Source organism: Embleya sp. NPDC050493 (assembly GCF_044458105.1).
Classification (GTDB): domain Bacteria; phylum Actinomycetota; class Actinomycetes; order Streptomycetales; family Streptomycetaceae; genus Embleya.
The window spans coordinates 108,958-127,029 of record NZ_JBITHP010000001.1; the positions used below are offsets into that span (position 1 = coordinate 108,958).

Here is an 18,072-nt window from a genome sequence, read left to right on the forward strand (position 1 = left end):
GGGAATTCCGGTGAGGTTTCCCGCCTCGACATGCCATGCTTTTCCACGGTCCGCCCGCCTCGGGGGACAACATTCCAATCTCGTCGAGACCGGCCGCGGAATCGGCCGACGGTGATTCCGTCGCCACCGGGCCGGTGGTCGGACGCGCCCGGCGTCGGCGCCATCGGTTCCGTCCCGATGGGCGGTATGCCGTCGTCGTCCCCCCGGAGCGCCTGTTCCGATCGCCGGGCGAGGTGGGCACGTGGAGGCCCCGCACCGGCGATGTGGTGGCCCGACCCCGACGAAGAGCCGGAGTTCGCCGACGACATCGATGAACCGGCGCCGCCAAGGAACGCATCGGCGGCACGCCGGCCCCTCTGCGCACGATGAACAGGAGTGCCAAGTAATGATCCCGTTGTCCTTCGCGCAGCGACGTCTGTGGTTCATCGACAAGTTCGAGGGGCCGTCCGCGACCTACAACGTGCCCTTCCTCATCCGGCTCACAGGCGATCTGGACGAGACGGCACTCGCGGCGGCGGTTCGTGACGTGGTGACCCGTCACGAGAGCCTACGCACCCTGATCGTGGAGAACGCCGAGGGCGTGCCCGCACAGCAGGTGCTCCCCGCCGAGCAGGTCCGTCTGCACATTCCGCTCGTCGAGGCGGATCCGGCGGAGCTGGACGAGGCGGTGCGCGAAGCCGCCAACCAGGTGATCACGCTGTCCGAGGAGATCCCGGTCCGCGCCACCCTCTTCCGCGCCGGTGCGCGCGACCACCGGCTCCTGCTGCTGATCCACCACATCGCCACCGACGGCGAGTCGCTGGCCCCGCTCGCGCGCGACCTGGCCGCCGCCTACACCGCCCACGTCCGGGGCGGCGAGCCGGACTGGCCCGAACTGCCGGTCCAGTACATCGACTACACGCTGTGGCAGCGTGAACTCCTCGGCGACGAGAACGATCCGGAAAGCGTCCTGTCCACCCAGCTCGGCTACTGGCACGACGAGCTGTCCGGCGTACCGCAGCCGATCCGCCTGTCCACCGACCGCCCACGCCCACCCGTGGCCGGCCACCAGGGTGACGGCATCGGCCTCACCCTCGACCCGGAACTGTTCGCCAGGGTGGAGCAGTTGGCCAAGCGCGCCGACGTGACCACGCCGATGGTGCTCCAGGCCGCGCTCGCGGTGCTGCTCCAGCAGCTCGGCGCGGGCGAGGACATCGCCATCGGCTCCACCATCGCGGGCCGCACCGACGACGAACTCGCGGATCTGGTCGGGTTCTTCGTCAACACCTGGGTGCTCCGAGCCGATCTGTCCGGCTCCCCCTCCTTCGAGCAGCTCCTGGCTCGGGTGCAGCACAAGGCCCTGGCCGCGTACGACAACCAGGACGCGCCGTTCGAGCGCCTGGTGGAGATCCTCAACCCGGAGCGCTCCACCGCGTACCACCCGCTGTTCCAGGTGATGTTCACCTGGGCGACTCGCGGCTGGATCGAGTTCGACCTGCCCGGCGTCAAAGCGCATTTCGGCCCGCTGCCGACGCCCACGGCCAAGTTCGACCTGGAGTTCAACTTCTTCGACGACCCCGCCGACCCGGGACTGTTGATCTTCCTGGAGTACGCGACCGAGCTGTTCGACCGGTCCACGGCGGAGGCCGTCATGGCCCGCTTCGTGCGCCTCATCGAGCAGTTGGTCACCGAGCCGTCCCGCGCGGTCGTGCTGGCGGACGTGCTGGAGGCGGGCGAGCGCGAGCTGGTGCTGCGCACCTTCAACGACACCGCGACCACCACACCCGAACTCGGCATCCCGGGTCTGCTAGAGGTCAGGGTGGCGGCGACGCCGGATGCGACCGCCCTGGTCCACGACGACGAGGAACTGTCGTACGCCGAACTCGACGCACGGGCGGAGCGCCTCGCCCGGGAGCTGAGGGGTCACGGGGCGGGCCCGGAGACCGTCGTCGGCCTGGCCCTGCCGCGCTCGACGGACCTGATCGTGGGGATGCTGGGCATCCTCAAGACGGGTGCCGCCTACCTGCCGATCGACCCCAAGTACCCCAGCACTCGCCTGGACCACATCCTGTCCGACGCGCGTCCGCGGCTGATCCTGACCAACGCCGACACGGTCGGCGTGCTCCCGACGTCGGACGTGCCGACCCTGTTCATCGAGGACGTCGACTTCGCCGCGGTGGGCCCGGATGTGCCGCCGGCCGTGATCCGGCCCGCGAACGCCGCGTACGTGATGTACACCTCGGGCTCCACCGGCACCCCGAAGGGCGTGACGATCACCCACCGCGACGTGGTCAACGGCGTGCTGCGCCTGGCCGACGCGGTCGGGATCGACGCGGGTACGCGGGTACTGGCGGGCACGTCGGTCAACTTCGACGTCTCGGTCTTCGAGACCATCACCACCCTGGCCGTCGGCGGCACCCTCGACGTGGTCCGCGACGTACTGGTGATCGCCGAGCGCGGCGGCTGGACCGGCGGGGTCGTCAGCACCGTGCCGTCCGTCTTCGCCGAACTCCTGGACCAGGTGGGCGAGAAGATCCGGGCCGACGCGGTCGTGTTCGCCGGCGAGGCGCTGCCCGCCGCGCTGGTGGAGCGGGTGCGGAACGCCATTCCCGGTGTGCGCGTGATCAACGCCTACGGCCAGACCGAGTCGTTCTACGCCACCACCTTCACCGCCGACCGGACCTGGAGCGGCACCGCCGGCGCGCCGATCGGTGTCCCACTGGGGAACATGCGCACCTACGTCCTGGGCCCCGGCCTTCAACCCGTGGCTCCCGGTGTCGTGGGTGAGCTGTATGTCGCGGGCAACGTGGCGCGTGGCTACCACGGCCGTGCCATGCCCACCGCCGAACGCTTCGTCGCCGACCCGTACGGGCCCGCCGGGGCGCGGATGTACCGCACCGGCGACCTGGCCCGCTGGACGGCCGACGGCGGACTCACCTACGTGGGCCGCGACGACGCACAGATCAAGGTGCGCGGCTTCCGGATCGAGCCGGGGGAGGTGGAGGCGGCACTGACCGCCCACCCCGGCGTGGCACAGGCCGTGGTGGTCCCCCAACAGGGGCACGGCAGCACCCGGTTGGTCGGCTACGTGGTGCCGCGGGGCGCGGGGGAGTCGGGGCTCGGCACGGTGGAGAGCCTGGGCGACCTACAGGTCGACCTGACGGCCGGCGTCTCCTCGCGCGAGCTGCGCAAGTTCGTATCCGGCAGGCTGCCGGAGTTCATGGTGCCGTCGGTGTTCGTGATACTGGACCGGCTCCCGCTGGCTCCCAACGGCAAGCTGGATCGCAAGGCCCTGCCGGAGCCCGAGTTCGCCGGCAGCACCCACCGGGCGCCGCGCACCCCGGTGGAGGAGATTCTCGCCGGGGTGTACGCCGAGGTCCTGGGCCTGGACCGGGTCGGCATCGACGACGACTTCTTCGCCATCGGCGGGGACAGCATCCGCTCGATCCAGGTGGTCTCGCGGGCCCGGGCGCAGGGAGTGGAGGTCACGCCGCGACAGGTCTTCGAGACGCGCACGGTGGCCGAGCTGGCCGAGACGGCGGGCAGCGGTGGCCCGCCCGGGCCGGTCCTCGACGAACTCGAGGGCGGTGGCGTGGGCTTCATGCCGCTCCTGCCGGTGAGCCACTATCTGCTGGAACTGGGCACCGGTCTGAACCGGTTCACCATGTCGATGACGGTGGAACTGCCCGTCGGGATCGACGAAGCCGGTCTGGTCGCGACCCTGACGGCGGTCTTCGACCGGCACGACATGCTGCGTTCGCGCCTGGTCGTCGGCCGGGAGACCGGTCTCGAGGTGGCCGCTCCCGGGACGGTCGACATCGCGCCCCTGATCCACCGGGTGCGCACCGACGGCCGCTGGGCCGACGACTGGCGCGAGCGGGCCGCCGCCGAACTGGACGCCGCCACCGATGGCCTGGACGCCGAGGCCGGGCGCATGGCGCGGTTCGTGTGGTTCGACGCCGGCGCCGGGAGCGCCGGGCGGCTGATCATCGTCCTGCATCACTTCGTCGTCGACGGCGTGTCCTGGCGCATCCTGCTGCCCGACCTCGCCGAGGCGTGGCAGCGCGTCCGCGACGGACGCACACCGGAACCGGAGCCGGTGGGTACCTCCGTCCGACGCTGGTCCCACGCATTGACGCAGGAAGCCCGCTCCGCCGAGCGGGCCGGTGAGCTGGCGCTGTGGCGCACGATCGTCGCCGGTCCGGACCCGGTGCTCGGCAGCCGCCCGCTCGATCCGGCCCTGGACACCATGTCCACGGTCGAGCACGTGCACATGAATCTGCCGTCGGCGGCCACCGAGGCGCTGCTGACCACCCTGCCCGCCGCCTACCGCGGCGGCGTCAACGACGGCCTGCTGGCCGCCCTCGCCCTCGCGGTGGCCAAGTGGCGCAAGCAACGCGGTGTGGACGAGTCCTCGCTGCTGCTGCGCCTGGAGGGCCACGGCCGCGAGGAGGGCGCCGTGCCGGGCGCGGATCTCTCGCGTACGGTGGGCTGGTTCACCAGCATGTTCCCCGTTCGCCTGGACGTGGCGGGCGTGGACCTCGACGACGCCCTGAACGGCGGCGCGGCCGCCGGCGCCGCGGTCAAGGCGGTCAAGGAGCAACTGCTCGCCGTGCCGGACAAGGGCATCGGCTACGGCCTGTTGCGCTACCTGAACCCGCGGACCGGTGAAATTCTCGAGCGGCACGCGACCGGTCAGGTGTCCTTCAACTATCTGGGCCGGTACGCGAGTTCGGCCAACCCGTCGGAAGCACCGCAGGGCCCGGGATTCACCCAGGTCGAGGGCACCACCGAGCTCATCGCAAACCCGGACGGGAACATGCCCGCGCTGGCCGCGCTGAGCGTCAGCGCGTACGTGACCGACACCGAGCAGGGCCCGCACCTCACCGCCCGTCTCGACTTCCCCCGCGCCCTCTTCACGCAGGCCGAGGTGGCCGAACTGGCCGCGCTGTGGCGAACTGCCCTGGAGGCCCTTGCGCGGCATGCCGGCCGGCCGGAGGCGGGCGGTCTCACGCCTTCGGACGTGCCGCTGGTGAAGGTGAGCCAGGGCGAGCTGGACCGATGGGAGAGGCATCACGCGGGCCTGGTCGACGTCTGGCCGCTGACCGCGATGCAAAAGGGTCTGCTCTTCCACGCCGAGTTGGCCGGTGCCGACTTCGACTCCTACCGGATGCAGTTCGTCTTCCACCTCGCCGGGGAGGTCGAGCCGCAGCGGCTACGGGCGGCCGGGCAGGCCCTGCTCGACCGCTACCCCAACCTTCGGGTCGCGTTCGTCGACGACAGCTCCGGCGACCGTGTCCAGATCGTCCGAAGCGGCGTCGAACTGCCCTGGCGTGAAGCGGACCTGACCACGATCGCCGAGGGCGAGCGGGAGGAACGACTCAAGCGGTTCCTGGCCGAGGAGCACGGCACGCACTTCGACCCGGCCCGGGCCCCGCTGTTGCGCCTGTCGCTGATCAGGATGGCCGCCGACACGTGGGAGTTGGTGTTCACCGCCCACCACGTCCTGTTCGACGGCTGGTCGATCCCCCTGCTCATGCAGGACCTGCTGCGTCTGTACGGCTCGGCCGGGGACCCCACCGCACTGGGCAAGGCGCGCAACTACCGTGACTTCCTGGCCTGGCTCTCGCGCCAGGACGAGCAGTCGGGCCGCCGCGCCTGGGCACAGGAGTTGGAGGGCATCGACGAGCCCACGCTGCTGGTGCCGGCAGGCTTGGCCCCGCAGACCGAGCCGACCGGGGTCGGCCAGGTGGATGTGCCGCTCACATTCGACCAGTCCCGTGCCCTCTCCCGTCGCGCGAGCGAACTGGGCCTGACCCTCAACACCCTGGTCCAGGGCGCCTGGGGCATCCTCCTCGCCGGCCTGACCGGGCGTCAGGACGTGGTGTTCGGCGCCACCGTCTCCGGGCGGCCGCCGCGGGTCACGGGTGTGGACGAGATGGTCGGCATGTTCGTCAACACCCTGCCGGTGCGGGTGAACTGCCCACCGAGCCAATCGCTCGCCGTCGTCCTCGGCCGGCTCCAGGAGCGGCAGGGCGTGCTCTTGGACCATCACCACCACGGCCTCCTCGACATGCACCGATCCACCGGCTTGCGCGTGCTGTTCGACACGATGGTGGTCTTCGAGTCGTACCCGATCGACGGTGCCGCCCTGAGTGAGGCGTACTCGGCCGCAGGGATCTCGGTGACCGGGATCAGCCCGCTCAGCAGCACCCACTACCCGCTCGTGGTGATGGCCTTCGCCGAGCCGCACCTGAAGGTCAGCCTCCAGCACCAACACCACCTCCTCGACCGAGAGCGGGCGGCCGACATCGCCGCGCGCTTCGGGCGGATCCTCGACCTGTTGGCCGAGGACCCGCAGGCCCGAGTCGGTGGGGTGGACCTGCTGTGGCCCGCCGAACGCGAGCGCGTCCTCGTCGAGGTCAACGACACCGCGGCCGATACTCCCGCACTGACCATCCCCGGCCTGTTCGAGCGCCAGGCGGCCGCCACGCCGGACAAGATCGCCGTGACGTACGGCGAAATCTCCCATACCTACGCCGAGTTGAACGCACGCGCGAGCCGGCTCGCCGGTGAGCTGACCGGACGCGGAGTGGGCCCGGAGACCGTGGTCGCCCTGGCGCTGCCGCGCTCGGCCGACCTGGTCACCGGCATGCTCGGCATCCTGAAGGCGGGCGGTGCGTATCTGCCGATCGACCCGAGGTATCCCAGCACGCGCCTGGACCACATCATGGAAAGCGCCCGCCCGCAGCTGGTACTCACCGACGCCGCCACCGTCGGGGTGCTTCCCGAGACGGACGTCGACACCCTGTTCCTGGGCGACGTGGACCTCGAAACCGCCGATACGGGCGTGGCGTCCGCGGTCGAACCGCGGCCGGGGAACGCGGCGTACGTGATGTACACCTCGGGCTCCACCGGCACCCCCAAGGGCGTCGTGATCAGCCACGCGAACGTGGTCAACGGGGTGACGCGACTCGCCGAACGGGTGGGAGTGAGCGCGGATACGCGGATGCTCGCCGGTACGTCGATCAACTTCGACGTCTCGGTCTTCGAGATCGTCACGACACTGGCCAACGGCGGCACCGTCGAGGTGGTCCGGGACGCACTGGTGCTCGCCGAACGCGAGGTGGTGTCGGCGAGTGTGATCAGCACGGTGCCCTCCGTCTTCGCCGGGCTCGGTGACCGCATGGCCACGATGACCGCTCTGGAGACGGTCGTCTTCGCCGGCGAGGCGCTGCCCGCCACGCTCGTGCACCGCGTCCGCGAGGCGCTGCCGGGAGTGCGGATCGTCAACGCCTACGGGCAGACCGAGTCCTTCTACGCCACCACGTTCGCCGTCGAGGCGGGCCAGGAGTGCCGGGCCGCGGACAACACCCCGATCGGCACGCCGCTCGGAAACATGCGCACCTACATCCTCGGCCCGGGCCTCGCGCCGGTACCGCCGGGCGTGGTGGGCGAGTTGTACGTCGCGGGCAACATCGCCCGCGGCTACCTGGGTCGTTGCGGGCCGACCGCCGAGCGGTTCGTGGCCGACCCCTACGGCCCGGCCGGTGCGCGCATGTACCGCACCGGCGACCTGGCTCGCTGGAACGCCGACGGGCAACTCGAATACGCCGGTCGCGAGGACGACCAGGTCAAGATCCGCGGAGTGCGGGTCGAGCCCGCCGAGGTCGAGCGGGCCCTGGCCGCGCACCCGGGCGTCGCCCACTCCGTGGTCGTGGCCCGTGACATCGCGGGCGCGGGGGACAAGCAACTGGTCGCCTACGTGGTGCCGGATCCGGACGGCATCGACGACATCGAACAGGCGGAACAGCAGGTCGACGAGTGGGAGAAGATCTACGACCAGGTCTACTCGGGCGAGAGCACCGAATGGGGCGAGAACTTCTTCGGCTGGAACTCCAGCTACGACGGTCTGCCCATCGAGCCGGCCGAGATGCGGCACTGGCGCGACGCGGCGGTCGAGCGGATCCTCCGCCGGGAGCCCCGCCGCGTCCTGGAACTCGGCGTCGGATCAGGGCTGTTGATGGCCCATGTGCTGCCACACGTGGAGCAGTACTGGGCCAGTGACCTGTCGTCGGCCGCCGTCGCGCGGCTGACCCGCGAGGCCGAGCAGGCCGGGTACGCCGACAAGGTCACCCTGCGGCATCAGCGCGCCGAGGACGTGACCGGGCTTCCGGCCGGCCACTTCGACGTGGTGGTCCTCAACTCGGTGATCCAATACTTCCCGCACGCCGACTACCTCGACCAGGTCCTCGATCAGGCCTTCGAACTCCTGGCACCGGGAGGCCGGATCGTCGTCGGTGACGTACGCAACGCCGCCACCCTTCCCCTGTTCGCTACCGGAGTGCAGTACGCCCGACACCCCGACGCCGCGCCGTCGGCGGCGCGGGCGGCGATCGCCCGCGCGGTGCTCACCGAGCCGGAACTGGTCCTGGACCCCGAGTGGTTCACCCGGTGGGCCGAGCGACACGGTGCGGCGGGGGTGGACATCCGCCTCAAGCCGGGGCGTGCGCACAACGAACTGACCCGCCACCGCTACGAGGTAGCCCTGCACAAGCAGCCGGCCGACCCGGTGGACCTGGCCGGGGTGCCGGCCGTGCCCTGGGGCGGTGAGACCGACGCCGACACCCTGGCCGGCCTGGTGGAACGGTACGCCGAAGGGGGTGGCCCGGTGCGGGTCACCGGCATCCCCAACGCCCGGCTGGCCGGCGAACTGCATCTCGCGGTGGAGGCCCGGGTGCTCGACGGTCCCGCCTTCACGGGCGCCGCGGTGGACCCGCAGGACGTGTACGAGTGGGCCGTCGGACGCGGTTGGGGTGTGCTGACGACCTGGTCGGCGCAGTCGGCGGAGTGCTTCGACGCGATCGTCTTCACCGACGGCCCGTTGGCGATGGGGGAGTTCACCGGCACCTTCCTGCCCTCCGGTCGCGCCGACCACACGCTCGCCAACGCCCCGGCCTCGGCCGCCCGGATCGGCGCGTTGATCGGCTCGCTGCGCGGCTATCTGCAGAAGCGGCTGCCGGTGAACCTGGTGCCCGCCGCAGTCGTGGCGATCGCCGCCGTCCCGCTGACCGCCAACGGCAAGCTGGACCGCAGGGCGCTGCCCGCACCGGACTTCGCCCCGGCCGCCGGACGGGCCGCGCGCACCGTGCAGGAGGAACTGCTGTGTGAGCTGTTCGCCGAGGTGCTGGACCTGGAACGGGTGAGTGTCGACGACGATTTCTTCGCGCTGGGCGGCCATTCGCTGTCGGCCACCAAGCTCATCAGCCGCATCCGGTCCGAACTGGGGGCCGAGGTCGAACTGCGCACCCTGTTCGCCCACCCGACCGTGGCCGAGATCGCCCCGCACCTGGACGGGAGTGCCGGTGTCCAGACACCGCTGGTGCGAGCCATCGAGCGGCCGAAGCGGCTTCCGCTGTCGTTCGCGCAACAACGATTGTGGTTCCTGCACAGGTTCGAGGGTCCGTCGGCGACGTACAACATGCCGATCGTCCTGCGGTTGAGCGGCGAGTTGGACGTGCCGGCGCTGGAGGCGTCGCTCAACGACGTCGTCACCCGCCACGAGTCGCTGCGTACCGTCTACCCGGAGATCGGGGGGAAGCCGTACCAGGACATCCTCGACCCGGAGCGGGCCCGCATCGGTCTCACCGTGCAGCCGATTCGGGACGAGCAGGCGCTGCGGGACGCCATTGTCGCGACGGCCCGTCACACCTTCGACCTGTCCTGCGAAGTGCCGCTGAAGGCATGGCTGTTCAGCACAGGGCCGACCGAGTACGCGCTGGCGCTGGTGGTCCACCACATCGCCGCCGACGGCTGGTCGGCCGCGCCGCTGGCCCGGGACCTGGCCACCGCCTACACCGCCCACGTCCGGGGTGCGGACCCCGAGTGGGCGCCGCTGCCGGTGCAGTACGCCGACTACACGCTGTGGCAGCGCGAGTTGCTCGGTGACGACGATGACCCGGACAGCCGGTACACCAGGCAGTACGCGTACTGGGCCCAGCAGTTGGCCGGCCTGCCCGAGCAGGTGACCATACCCGGCGACCGGCCGCGCCCGGCGGTGCTCGAATACCGGGGCGACCTGTTGCAGTTCACCCTGGGAGCGGACGTGCACGCGGGGGTCGGTGAGCTGGCCCGGGCTTCGAACGCGACTCCGTTCATGGTGTTGCAGGCGACCATGGCCGCGCTGCTCACCCGCCTGGGCGCGGGCACGGACATCGCGATCGGCAGCGGAATCGCCGGCCGCACCGACGATGCCCTCAAGGACCTCATCGGCCTGTTCGTCAACACCTGGGTGATGCGCACGGACACCTCGGGGGACCCGACCTTCGCCGAACTCATCGCCCAGGTCCGCAGGTCGAGCCTGGCCGCCTACACCCACCAGGACATCCCGTTCGAGTCGCTCGTGGAGAAGCTCAACCCGAAGCGCTCGGCGTCGGTCCACCCGTTGTTCCAGATCGCCTTGGTGCTGCAGAACAACGAGGAGGCGGACTTCGAGCTGCCCGGCCTTCGGGTGCGTGGTGAGGGCGTGGGCACCGGGACGGCCCGCTACGACCTGATGCTGAGCCTGAACGAGACGTTCACCGACCGCACCACGCCCGCCGGCATCCAGGTCGCGGTGGAGTACTCCACCGAGCTGTTCGACGGCTCCACGATCGAGACCCTGATCGCCCGCTGGGAGCAGTTGCTGACCACCGCGGTCACCACGCCGTCGCAGCGCATCAGCCACGCGGACCTGCTCACCGCACAGGAGCGGCGCGAGTCGCTGATCGGCGAGCAACAGCAGACCGGACCGAGCCTGGCGGCGGCCACCTTCCCCGACCTGTTCCGGGCCTGCCTGGAGCAGGCGCCGCAGGCGCTCGCCGTGGAGTCGATCGACGACTCCTGGTCGTACCGGGAGCTGAACGCGCGGGCGAACCGCATCGCGCACTGGCTGATCGCCCGGGGCATCGGGCCCGAGCAGCCGGTCGGTGTGTCCCTGCCCCGCAGCGCGCACCAGGTGGCGGTGGCGCTGGGCATCCTGAAGGCGGGGGCGGCCTATCTGCCGATCGCCCTGGACTACCCGGGCGACCGCATCACCCACATGGTCGCCGACTCGCGCCCCGCGGTGGTCTTCACCACCCGGTCCGCCGCCGCGGAGCTGCCGCTCGACCTGCCCACCGAACTCGTCGCCATCGACGACGAGGAGCTGCGGCGGGCCTGGCGGGAACTGCCCGACACCGACCCGGACACCGCCGCGGTCCCGGAGCACCCGGCGTACGTCATCTACACCTCGGGTTCCACCGGGCACCCCAAGGGCGTGAGCGTCACCCACACCGGTCTGGCCGCCCTGAGCGCCACGCACCGCGAGCACTTCGGCCTCGACGCGCACTCCCGTGTCCTGCAGCAGGCCTCGCCGAGCTTCGACGCGGCCTTCTGGGAGCTGGTGATGGCCCTGACCACGGGCGCGGCTCTGATCGTGCCCGAGCAGCAGCGCATGGCCGGTGAGGATCTCGCACATGCCCTGGCCACCCGTGGCGTCACGCATGTCACCGTGCCGCCCAGCGTCGTCGCCACCATGCCTGCCGACGCCGCGCGCACCCTCACCCGGCTGCGGGTGCTCACGGTGGCCGGTGAGGCGTGCCCGCCCGCACTGGCCGCCCAGTGGGCGCCGGGACGCCGGCTCATCAACGCCTACGGCCCCACCGAGACGACGGTGTGCGCCACCGCCAGCACCCCCCTCACCACCGAGCGCGCCCCGATCGGCACGGCCGTCACCGACACCCGCCTGTACGTGCTCGACGGACGGTTGGCCCCGGTCCCGCCGGGCTCTCCCGGCGAGTTGTACGTGGCGGGCCCGAGCCTGGCCCGCGGCTACGTGCACCGCCCGGGCCAGACCGCGGGCACCTTCGTGGCCGACCCGTACGGCCCCGCGGGCTCGCGCATGTACCGCACCGGCGATGTGGTGCGCCGCGGCAACGACGGCCAGCTCGAATACCTGGGCCGCAACGACGACCAGGTCAAGATCCGCGGCTTCCGGATCGAGCCCGGCGAGATCGAAGCGGTCCTGGCCGAACACCACGGTGTGGCCCAGGCCGTCGTGGTCACCCGCAAGCTGCGCGGCAACCCCCAACTCGTCGGCTACGTGGTGCCCACCGGCGACCGCAACGCGGACGCCGGCGACGATTTCGACCTGACCGCGGGCGTGTCCGTCGACGAACTGCGCAAGTTCGCCACCGGACGGCTGCCGGAGTTCATGGTGCCGTCGGTGTTCGTCGTGCTCGACGAGCTTCCGCTGACCCCGAACGGCAAACTGGACAAGGCCGCGCTGCCCGAGCCGGAGTTCACCGGGGGCGACTACCGTGCCCCGCGCACAGCCCGGGAACAGGCCATCGCCACCGTCTTCGCCGAGGTGCTCGGCGTCGAACAGGTCGGCGTCGACGACGACTTCTTCGCGGTCGGCGGCGACAGCATCCGCTCCATCCAGGTGGTCTCCCGCGCCAAGGCACACGGCATCGAGGTCACCCCGCGGCAGATCTTCGAGCACCGCACCGTGGCCGACCTCGCCGCGTTCCTGCACACCGGTGACCACACCACCACCGCCCCGGCGGGGCCGGCGGGTGGCGGGGTGGGCACCATGCCGCTGCTGCCGGTCGCCCGCTACATCACCGAACTGGGAGGCGGCCACGACCGGTTCAGCATGTCGATGGTGCTGGAACTGCCGACCGGCATCGACGAGCGGGGTCTGGTCGCGACGCTGTCCGCGGTCCTCGACCACCACGACATGCTGCGCTCGCGCCTGGTGCCGGGTGCGCGGCCGGAACTGGAGGTCGCCGCGCCGGGCACGGTCGACGCGACGGCGCTCATCCACCGCGTCCGCTGCGACGGCGTCTGGGACCGGGACGACCGACGAGAGCAGGTCAAGGCCGAACTCGACGCGGCGGCAGCCCGGTTGGACCCGAAGGCCGGTGCCATGGCCCGCTTCGTCTGGTTCGACGCGGGTCCGCGGACCGCCGGGCGCCTGATCGTCGTCCTGCACCACCTGGTGGTCGACGGCGTGTCCTGGCGCATCCTGCTGCCCGATCTTGCCCACGCCTGGGAGCAGGTCCGCGAGGGCCGTACGCCCGAACTCGCCCCGGTCGCCACCTCCGCACGTCAGTGGGCACACGCCCTGGTCGAGGAGGCGGCACGGCCGAAGCGGGTCGCGGAGCTGGAGCTGTGGCGCTCGATGGTCGAGGGACCGGACCCCGTCGTCGGCTCGCGGGCCTTCGACCCGGCCGTCGACCTGCGCTCCACCGTGGAGACCGTGCGGGTGGAACTGCCGCCGGCGGTGACCGAAACGCTCCTGACCACGCTGCCCACCGCGTTCCACGGCGGTGTCGACGACGGACTGCTGGCCGCGCTGGCCCTCGCGGCGGCCGAGTGGCGCAAGCGGCGCGGCGTGGACGAGTCCGCACTGCTGCTGCGCCTGGAAGGTCACGGCCGCGAGGAGGCCGCAGCGCCGGGCACGGACCTGTCGCGCACGATCGGCTGGTTCACCAGCATGTTCCCGGTCCGCCTGGACGTGACCGGCTTCGACCTGGAGGACGCGTTCACCGGTGGCGGCTCCGCGGGCGGCGTGATCAAGGCGGTCAAGGAGCAGCTCAAGGCCATCCCGGACAAGGGCATCGGCTACGGCCTCCTGCGCTACCTCAACCCCGAGACCGCCGACGCCCTCGGTGCGCACGGCACCGGTCAGATCTCCTTCAACTACCTGGGCCGTTTCACGGCGGACACCAAGCCGCGGAGCGCGAGCGGCACCGGCTGGACGGTGGCGGCGGACGCGGCGGACCTGGTTGCGGACCCCGACGCGGACATGCCCGCCCTCGCCACCATGGAGATCAACTCCTATGTCCTGGACGGTGAGCAGGGCCCGCGGCTGAGCGCCGAGATCGGCTTCCCGGCCGGTCTGCTCACCCGGGACGAGGCGCAGGAGTTCGCCGACCTGTGGCGCACCGCACTCCAAGGGCTGGCCCGGCATGCGGCCAAGCCCGGCGCGGGCGGCCTGACCCCGTCGGACGTGCCCCTGGTCCGGGTGAGCCGGCGCGACCTGGAGGCATGGGAGGAAAGCCACCCCGGCCTCGTGGACGTGTGGCCACTGACCCCGGCGCAGTCCGGCATCCTGTTCCACAGCGTGATGGCGGAGTCGTCGTTCGACGCCTACCGGATCCAACTCGTGCTCCACCTGTCCGGGGCGGTGGTTCCGGAGCGCATGCGGGCCGCGGGCCAGGCGCTCCTCGGCCGTTACCCCAACATGGGCGCCGCCTTCGTGAACGGCACGGCCGGTGAGCAGGTGCAGCTCATCCTCAAGCATGTGGAACTTCCCTGGCGCGTCATGGATTTGCGCGGCCTGAGCGACAGCCTGCGGGACGAGGAACTGGAGCGAATCCTCGCCGCCGACCACGCCGAGCCCTTCGACCCCACCGTGCCGCCGATGGTGCGCATGACTTTGGTCCGGATGGACGCGCGGCGCTCGGAGCTGATCCTCACCGTCAACCACGCCCTGTACGACGGCTGGTCGCTCTCGCACCTGATGCGGGACCTGATCCTGCTGTACGAGGCGGAGGGCGACGCCTCCGCGCTGCCGCGCGTGCGTCCCTACCGTGACTTCCTGGCCTGGCTCGCGCGGCAGGACCACGAGGCGTCGGCCCGGGCGTGGGCCGAGGAGTTGGCGGGTGTGACGGAGCCGACCATGCTGGCGCGCGTGGCCGCCACCGAACAGGGCGGCGGTCTGGGCCAGTTGGAGCTGCCGCTCGGTGCGGAGACATCCCATGCGTTGTCCCGCCGGGCACGCGAGTTGGGCATCACCCTCAACACCCTGGTGCAGGGTGTGTGGGGTGTGCTCCTCGGTCACCTGACCGGACGTCAGGACGTAGTGTTCGGCACCACCGTCGCCGGCCGTCCACCACAGCTGACCGGGGTCGACGACATGGTCGGCCTGTTCATCAACAGCCTGCCGGTGCGTGTGCGGTACTCCACTCGGGAGACGTTCGCGCAGGTGCTCACCCGGCTCCAGGAGCACCAGACCGTGCTGATGGACCACCATCACCACAGCCTCAGCGAGATCCACGAAGCGGTCGGCCTGGGCACCCTGTACGACTCGATGGTGATCCTCGAGTCCTTCCCGGTGGACCGGCGAGGACTCACCGAGGCACACGCCTCGGCCGGTGTCGCCGTCACCGGTGTGCGCATGCTCAGCGGCACCCACTACCCGCTGATGCTGGCCGGCACGGCAGACCCGCACCTGCGGCTCGGCCTGCAGTATCAGGACAACATGTTCTCCGCCGACGCGGTCGAGCGGATCGGTGCCCGACTCGGGCGCCTCCTGGAGCAACTGGCCGCCGACCCGCACACCCCGCTCACCGATCTGGACGTCCTCGACGCGGCCGAACGAGACCTGGTCCTGCGCCGATTCAACGACACGGCGCGCGAGCTGCCCGAGCGCACCGTCACGCAACTGGTCGAGGAACAGGCCGCCCGGCGGCCCGAGGCGACCGCAGTGGTCTGCCAGGACCGGTCCCTGACCTACGGGGAGCTGAACGAGTGGGCCAATCGGCTCGCCCGCCACCTCACCGGGCAGGGCATCGGTCCCGACGACACCGTCGCCGTCGTGTTGCCGCGCACGCCCGAACTGGTCGTGGCCCTGCTCGCGGTGATCAAGACGGGGGCCGCCTATGTACCCATCGACCCGGGCTACCCGAGCACCCGCCTGGCGCACATCCTCGCCACCGCCGAGCCGCGGCTGATCATCACCGACGCCACCGCAGCCGGTGTGCTCCCCGAGCGGGACACCGAACTGCTGCACCTGGACCGAGTGGACGTGTCGGGCCGGCTCGGCACCGATCTCGACGACGGCGACCGGACGCGGCCGCTGCGGCCGGACCATCTGGTGTATCAGGTGTACACGTCCGGCTCCACGGGCCTGCCCAAGGGCGTGGGCATCAGCCACCGCAACCTCGTCAACGCCCTGGCCGGGCTGGCCGAGGACATCGGTGTGCCACCCGGTTGGCGGATGCTGGCGAGCACCTCGATCGGCTTCGACATCGCCGCATTCGAGCTGTTCGTCACGCTGACCACCGGTGGCAGCGTCGAACTCGTCCGGGACGTCCTCGCCCTGGCCGAACGCGACGCGTGGGACGTGGACGTGATCAGCTCGGTACCCTCGGCCTTCGCCGAACTGGTCGACCAGCTCGGCGATCGCGTGCACCCCAAGTCGCTGGTGTTCGCCGGTGAGGCCCTGACCACGGCGCTGGTCGACCGCCTGCGCGCGGTCTGGCCCAAGGCCCGCATCGTCAACGGCTATGGGCCCAGCGAGACCTTCTACGTCACCTCGCACATCGTGCCCGAGGACGGTCCCGGAGCCTCCGGCATCCCAATCGGCAAGCCGCTGGGCAATCTGCGGGCGTACGTCCTGGGCCCGGGCCTGACTCCGGTCGCCCTCGGCGCGGTCGGCGAACTGTACATGGCGGGCACCGGGGTGGGACGCGGGTACCACAACCGCCCGGCCCTGACCGCCGAGCGCTTCGTGGCCGACCCGTTCGGCCCGCCGGGTGAGCGGATGTACCGCACCGGCGACCTGGCTCGCTGGAGCGAGGAAGGGGAGCTCGAATACGTCGGGCGGGCCGACTCGCAGGTGAAGATCCGCGGTTTCCGGATCGAGCCGGGTGAGGTGGAGGCCGCGGTGGCGGCGCATCCCGAGGTCGCCCAGGCCGCGGTGATCGCGCGCTCCGGCGCGGGCGGCAAACAGCTCGTCGCCTACGTCGTCCCGACGCCGGGTGGGGGCGAGACGGCCACCACCGAGTTGCGCGCCTTCGTGTCCGAGCGGCTGCCGGAGTTCATGGTGCCGTCCGCCTTCGTCACCCTGGAGCGGCTGCCACTGTCACCGAACGGCAAGCTCGACCACAAGGCGCTGCCCGCGCCGGAGCTGACCGGCTCGGCGGCCTACCGAGCACCGCGCACTCCCCAGGAGGAAGTCCTGGCGGGCCTGTTCGCCGACGTCCTCGGCGTCGGCAAGGTCGGCATCGACGACAACTTCTTCGACCTGGGCGGCCACTCGCTGCGGGCGACCCGCCTGGTCGGCCGCATCCGTACGGTCTTGAGGATCGACGTACCGATGCGGACCGTGTTCCAGTCCCCCACCGTCGCGGGGCTGGCCGCGCACCTGAACGGCGGTGCGGAACCCGGCGGCCACACCGACCCGTTCGGGGTGGTGCTGCCGTTGAAGACGGGAGGCGACAAGGCGCCGGTCTGGTTCATCCACCCCGGCATCGGCCTGTGCTGGTCGTACCTGGGCATGGCGGTGCAACTGGGCGACCGGCCGGTGTACGGCATCCAGGCCCGCGGCTTCGACGGAGCACCGGTGCCGACGAGCTTCGAGGCAATGGTCCTGGACTACGTGGAGCAGATCCTCGGCATCCAGGCATCGGGCCCGTTCCACCTCATCGGGCACTCCATGGGTGGCACCCTCTCGCACGCCATCGCCGCGGAACTCCAACGGCGCGGTCACGAAGTGCCGTTGGTGGTGATCCTGGACGCCGCCCCCAGCAGCAGGTTCGCCGAGCAGGACGTGGTCCTGGACCCGGCCCAGGCGCGAGATTTCCTCCAGGACTACCTGCCGGGCGGACAGGACGACGCCGACCGCCTGGCCCTGATCACCAACGGTTCGTCCCTCATGGTCGAACACGTGAAAATGGTGCGGAAGTTCGCACAGCCCACCTACCGGGGCGACGTGGTCTTCGTCAACGCGACGCTCAGCCCGGAGCCGTCAGCCGACCTGTGGGAGCCGTACGTGCGAGGCAGCGTGCGGTCGTACGACATCGAGGCCACCCACTTCGGCCTGACGGCGCCCAAGCACACGGTCGACATCTGCGCGATCGTCAACCGTCACCTCGAAGAGTAGGCACCGCAGCCGGCGCCGCGTACGCGCGCCCCGGCCGGTCGGTGTGAACCACACCGACCGGCCGGGGCCGCCGCGCGGGGGACAGGCCCCTGGCGCGGTGACATCCGGTCGGTGCCTTCGGCACGCACGACGAACCCGGCCCACTCGCGGTGGGCCGGGTTCGTCGTGCGTACGGTGGT

General features: G+C 71.2%; 1 protein-coding gene. It reads left to right on the forward strand.

The features are described from left to right. The first annotated feature begins 385 nt into the window (after positions 1–385). Entirely contained in the window at positions 386–17,893 is a 17,508-nt protein-coding gene (locus ACIBM5_RS00410) for an amino acid adenylation domain-containing protein (protein WP_396004646.1), read from the forward strand. The last annotated feature ends 179 nt before the right edge of the window (positions 17,894–18,072 follow it).